The following is a 5,928-nucleotide window of genomic DNA, read 5'->3' as shown; positions in this document are numbered from 1 at the left end:
AAACAAAAATAAGGTGTAGAGTTATAGAGATAAGTCGTAGAGTCTTTTCTTAAGTAAAAAAATAAAAAAAAGCTTGACACTTTACATAACAGACACAGAGACGCAGAGAAAAAATTAAAATTTATTGATAACTATTCAGCCACAGATGGATACAGATGAAACACTGATTTTATTTTTTTATCCGTGCTAATCCGTGTTAATCAATGGCTGAATAGTTACTTTATTTCTATGTTTTCTCTGTTCCTCTGCGTCTCTGCGGTAAAGGACTACCTGAACGGTTACTTCAAAACGGACATGTCCACAGGGTGGACACAAAGGAGGATGAAAATAGTGGTAGGAGATAGAAGGTGGGAGGTAAAGAGATAAGCGTGAGGAGTGAGGTTTTCTTTACTTTCTACTCTCTACTTTCTACTCTCTACTTCCTATTTTCAGGAGGAAAAGATGTTTATTAAAATAGGTCTGATATTATTATTTCTCATCTCTCAAACACCAGAAGGTTGTAGTAAGACATCCGGCGGGATAAAAGATTCAGCGAAGGCACAGAAAATACTCAAAGATGACCAAATCCTGATAGCAAAAAAAGAAGTCCAGGAAAAACCTGACTCTGCTGATGCTCATTATAAATTAGGGATAAGATATTTTAGCAAAGGATTGGTTATCCAGGCAATTGAAGAATTTGAAAAGGCATTAAAGATTAATCCTGAATATGTAGATGCCTTATTAGGATTAGCCACAATTGACCTACAAAAGGATGATATTAGTTCTGCTAAAGAAAAAATTAATAGAGCTCAAAATATCTCGCCTGAAAATCCACAAGTACATAATATGCTGGGCAATATATATTTAGTTGAAAAGAATCTAAAAGCCGCAGAAGTTCAATTTGAAAAATCTCTAAAATTAAATCCTGATTCTGCAAATACCCACTATAATGTAGCCAATCTTTATTATCTTCAAGGAAGAAAAAACGAGGCAATTGATGAGTATAAAAAAGTCATTAAAATAGAACCCCGTAATTCTGACGCCTACCTTAGACTCGGCTCTATTTATATGGAGATTCGTTCTTATGATGATGCCATTGCCACATTTAGTCAGGTAATAAAAATACTGCCGGATAATCCTCTTGGATATGATTATTTAGGGTCAGCGTTTTTTAGTCAAGGAAAAACCGAAGAGGCGGTAACTCAATTTAAAAAGGCTATTGACATAGAACCAAAATTCTTCCCTGGCTATGAACATCTGGGCAATGTCTATTTTACTCAAAAGATGTATCAAGAATCAATAGATGCCTATAAAAAGGCATTAGCGATTAACCCAAAATTACCTCTGGTATATTTAAGATTAGGGATAATTTATGAGATTGAAAAAAGATATGAAGAGGCAATAACCACTTATAAAGCCGCAATTGAATTTAATCCTGATTTTGCACAACCATATAATAATCTTGCGTATCTCTATGCAGAACAAGGAACTAATCTTAAATCTGCTCTTTCTTTAGCTATAACTGCCGTTAAATTAGCCCCTAATTCCGCAGGAACCCTTGATACACTCGGTTGGGTGTATTATCAATTAGCCAGATATGACGAGGCAATCGCTAATTTAGAACAGGCCGCTATGCTTGCTCCAACTCAACCAATGATTACTTATCATCTTGGTCTGGCTTATTATAAAAAAGGAAATAATATTAAGGCAAAAGAAATTTTGAATAAAGTCCTTCAAGGACAGCCCAACTTCCCGGAGGCAAAAATTATTAAAGAAATAATTAAAAAAATATATTGACAATAATTATATTTTATGGTATAATTTAAAAAGGGAAATGTCATTGCGTAATTAGTGCTATATATTTTAAAAGATGAGGAGCGAGAAAATGAAAAAAGTTTGTGTGAAAAATCAAAAAGGACTTTCATTGATTACGGTAATCCTTATATCTGCTTTTTTATTAGCCTTAGGGTTAGGTTTAATATCTCTCATTAGATATGATTTAAAAATGTTCCACCGCAGTATGGAAAGTAAATTTACCCAACCTTTATCTGAAAGTGGTATGAGTCAGGGTTTGTGGCGAGTCCTATGGGGAGAGGATGGAAATTTTGAGGGCCAGGCCACTCCACCAAACGGCATACCAGATATCTTAGAAAAGATTTGTGGAATAAATGATTATGCATCTGCAGGCACTTATTCTTATGTCTTCACCGTCGCATATCAAGGATTGAAAGATGTAGTAATAGGAACAGTGACCATAGAAAGAGCCGCCACCAAGGAACCGGAAAAAGAAGGAACGACTGTCTTAGAGTTACCAGACGAACCAGGTAATATAGTTGGTGAACCAGTAATTGCGGATGTTGATAATGATGGAATCCCGGAGATATATGTCGCAACACAGAATGGAAAGATATACAAAGTGGTTTCAACCGGGGATGGATACTATGAAGTCGAGGGCGAGAAACCATTCATTACTCTGCCGCAGCCGGAGGAAGCAAACCACACCCTTTTAGGTGCACCTTTAATAACAGAAATAAATGGAAAGAAAGTAATAATCGTTGCTACTTCTAACATACACCCCCCCCCTAATCCAGAGAATATACCGGTTGAGGATTTAGACGAAGCCTATAGCACTTACAAACCAAATTTTATTTATGCCTATGATGCATTAACCGGCAATCCGTATACGAGTTTTGATAATGATCAAGTTACTCCAGATGGCAAAGTAGAGCTAAATTCCTCGCTTATCCATCACTATGTGGGAAATGAGGGAGAATGGGATATTACGGTAGATGACGACGTGGATGTAACCTGGGGATTAGTTAGACAAAATGATATGATTGTTCTAACTGCCCATAAGGAGCCTAATGAGCGTTGTGAGGAGCCCTCAAGTTGGGCAAACCTCTCTAATTTCCACATTATGGGTTTAACTTCAAGTGACGGATATGTAATTGCCCTGGACGATAAGGGCGATGTCCGGTGGATATATGATGGAAAATCAACTGGAGATGAATTTGATGGTAAAGAATCTCATATCCGCTACCAATTTGTTTCCAAGCCAAAGTTTGCGGATGTAATACCTGTGAATGTGAACTCTGCGGCGGCTGGTGACGAAGTCATCGCCTTCGCCGTCTATGGAAAGGTTATTAATAGCTGTGGAGAAGACATTATACAAAAGCGACTTGATGATGAAAGGGATGTAACAGCCGCTCGCTGGGTAAAAGGTAAAATTTTTATTCTTGATAAGGATGATGGAAAAGTACTGGCTTCACAAGAGACCGGCTGGGTAGATGCAAATATGGCATTACGATTACTTCAACCAGAACTCGGTCTGGCGGATATAGATAACAGCGGCGATCCGGAAATACTCTTTTTTGGTGGCAGTGGTAATGGTATTGACAAAAATAACCCAGATGGAGGATTTGGAAAGACCGACAAGGTTGGTGATTGGATGTATATACTTAATCCAGATGATAACACAGCGATGGGAGCGATGGGAACGGCTTCAAATATAAGAGCAAACTATATTAATCCTGGTGTAACAAACTATTTTCATTCAGAAGAGTGGGGCTATCCAGCAAGACTGGTGAGTCATCATGCTCCACTGGTAATTGACCGTAATGGAGATAACAAAAATGATACTATTGTTGCAGGAACTGATTTAGGATCTTTGATGGTAATTCCTTATACACAGGGCAATTTTAATATTAATAATGATGATGATGCCATTACGAGTGAGCCTGAGGTTAATTTTATTGGTGAGATTCTCACGCCTGGAAATACATTTGGACAATACCTGGATACCTTCTCAGGAGCTATGTGGCTTGATGTTGATAATGATGGAGAAAACGAACTTGTCTGGGGAGAGACGGGAGGCTCAACCTATCCTTCAAAAATTTTATATAGTGGTAATGATATACTTGCGACGCCGGCCCCTGATGATCTATCCCACTATGTAACAGAGTGGGCTAATGTTAACCAAGTTACTAATGAGGCAATGGGGAGCAACGATGTCTATGGAATCTGGGCACCGCCGGTACCGTTTGTCGATAGTGATGGATATCAAGCGGCAGTATTTGGCACCTCGGATTTTGGTGTCCCGGATAATATAATTCAACCGAGTCAAAGAGGAGCCCTTATTTTTATGAATACAAATTCTCTGCCTGGCGGTGGACGCAGACATCTCCTGAAAATTACCTCGACCGTCCCGATGTTAGAAAACACGGTAATAAAGAAAATGATTGCTTATGTATCAATTAATTCTTATCCAGGTGATAAAAAGATACTGATGAAATCAAAGACTGTCGAAGATATTGGGTGGTAAAAAATGAACAGAATATTTAATAAACAAAACGGAATAGGAATAATAGAATTAGTTATAAGTTTTGCGGTATTGATTATAGGAATACTGGGGATATTATTCCTCCAACTCCAATTCGCAAAGAGTAAGATAATGACAGAAACAAAGAACGAGGCAAGACAAATTGCGATTGAAAGATTAGAATGGATATTAACTCAACCTTATGAAAGGATTACGACTACAGGCACATATACGATAAACATCCCACCTTTATTTGGAACGGTCACTACTCGAGAAAAGAAACCATATCTTCCAGAAGTTACGGTAACTGACCATAATGACATCTATGATGATTATGCCACACCCACTACAACCTCTGATTATAAAGAAATAGTAGTTTCCGTCACTTACCCAAAGGAGGGTATTGATATGCAAAGTTCCCTCGGGAGTATTAGTTTGACAAGATGCCTTTATAATAATAGTGGAACAATTAGTGTTAGAACGCATTGAGTGAAAACAGGAAGATAATTACCTGAGAGGTATAGCTGTTTGAAATTAGCAATGGGAAATTTAGAAAAAATGATGAAAATGAACCATTCCAGAAAACATATAAAAACAGAAAAAGGCGTTACGCTAATTGAGACATTAATTGTTGTGGGAATATTGGGAATTTTAGTCGGTATCCTGCTAATTCCTTTCTTTATCTCTGCTCAAAACTCTATGAAAATCCAGGCTAATTATATGATTGCTGAACAAAATGCCAGATGTGCAGTATCGTGGTTAACCGCAAGAATAAGAGGAGCATATCAGATATTGGATAACCAAGTAATAGACGATGTAAAATTTGAAAGTCAACCCTATGGAACAATGAGCCTGATTTCATATTCAACTAACCAAAAAGGTGATATTGTGATGAGATTGAATCCTGATGTGGGAACTGATACAATTGTCTGGAACATATATCGATATAGATTAATCGAGCAAGGTGTGGAAAAAGGTAATGAACTGCGAGAAGAAAAATATGAGGCATTAAATACCAGAGATAATAACCCACTAAATGGTAGCTGGACTTGTTTTTATGTAGGAAGTATGACGACCGCAATAGTTGCCTCTAATATTATGTTAGGAACTCTAACTCCAGGATTAGGAACTCCAGGATTACAATTTAAGTATTGGGATAATGCCGGAAATGGAACTACTCCAGTAAATAGTCTATCTATGGGCGTCTATGTAATTACCGAGGGAGGCAGAAGTAAATCAAAAGGGACTAATACACCGTTTTATCAACAATCACGATTACAATCAGACATAATCACATTAAGGAGATTATCTCCAAGTCTTTAACCTTAGCAAAAAATATCGACCTGTGCAGGTAGAAAATTAAGGGAGCAGATTTTTAATAGTAAACGGGTGGATTTAGTAAGCGGATTTAACGGATTTAGCGGAAAAAGAAATAAAAAAAATCCGCTCAATCCGTTTAATCCGCTTACTAAAAAAATCTGTTTAATCATCTTACAAAAAAATTCGTAAGAGTTCAGGTAGGATAAAAATAAGGAGAAAGGGAGAAGATGGAGAAGTGGAGAAAAGAAGAGTTAACTGATAGGATTATTAATGCCTGTATTAATGTCCATAAAAAGTTAGGACCTGGTTTT

4 protein-coding genes are annotated in these 5,928 nt (G+C 37.2%); all 4 read left to right on the top strand.

The genetic code is table 11. The features are described 5' to 3' along the window. Positions 1-441 precede the first annotated feature (441 nt). The gene (locus tag AB1414_13895; GenBank protein ID MEW6608514.1) at positions 442-1,776 is read left to right on the top strand and encodes a tetratricopeptide repeat protein; all 1,335 of its coding nucleotides are present in this window, start codon (positions 442-444) and stop codon (positions 1,774-1,776) included. A gap of 88 nt (positions 1,777-1,864) precedes the next feature. Further along, positions 1,865-4,300, top strand: a complete 2,436-nt coding sequence (locus AB1414_13890) for a hypothetical protein (protein ID MEW6608513.1) — start codon at positions 1,865-1,867, stop codon at positions 4,298-4,300. Between the two features lie 3 nt (positions 4,301-4,303). Beyond that, entirely contained in the window at positions 4,304-4,786 is a 483-nt protein-coding gene (locus AB1414_13885) for a hypothetical protein (GenBank protein MEW6608512.1), read from the top strand. A gap of 39 nt (positions 4,787-4,825) precedes the next feature. Next, entirely contained in the window at positions 4,826-5,620 is a 795-nt protein-coding gene (locus tag AB1414_13880; protein MEW6608511.1) for a type II secretion system protein, read from the top strand. Positions 5,621-5,928 lie beyond the last annotated feature (308 nt).

It is taken from the genome of bacterium (assembly GCA_040755795.1).
Classification (GTDB): Bacteria; UBA9089; CG2-30-40-21; order CG2-30-40-21; family SBAY01; genus JBFLXS01.
The sequence above is the reverse complement of the archived record's forward strand: the minus strand, read 5'-3'. Positions and strand labels throughout refer to the sequence as shown.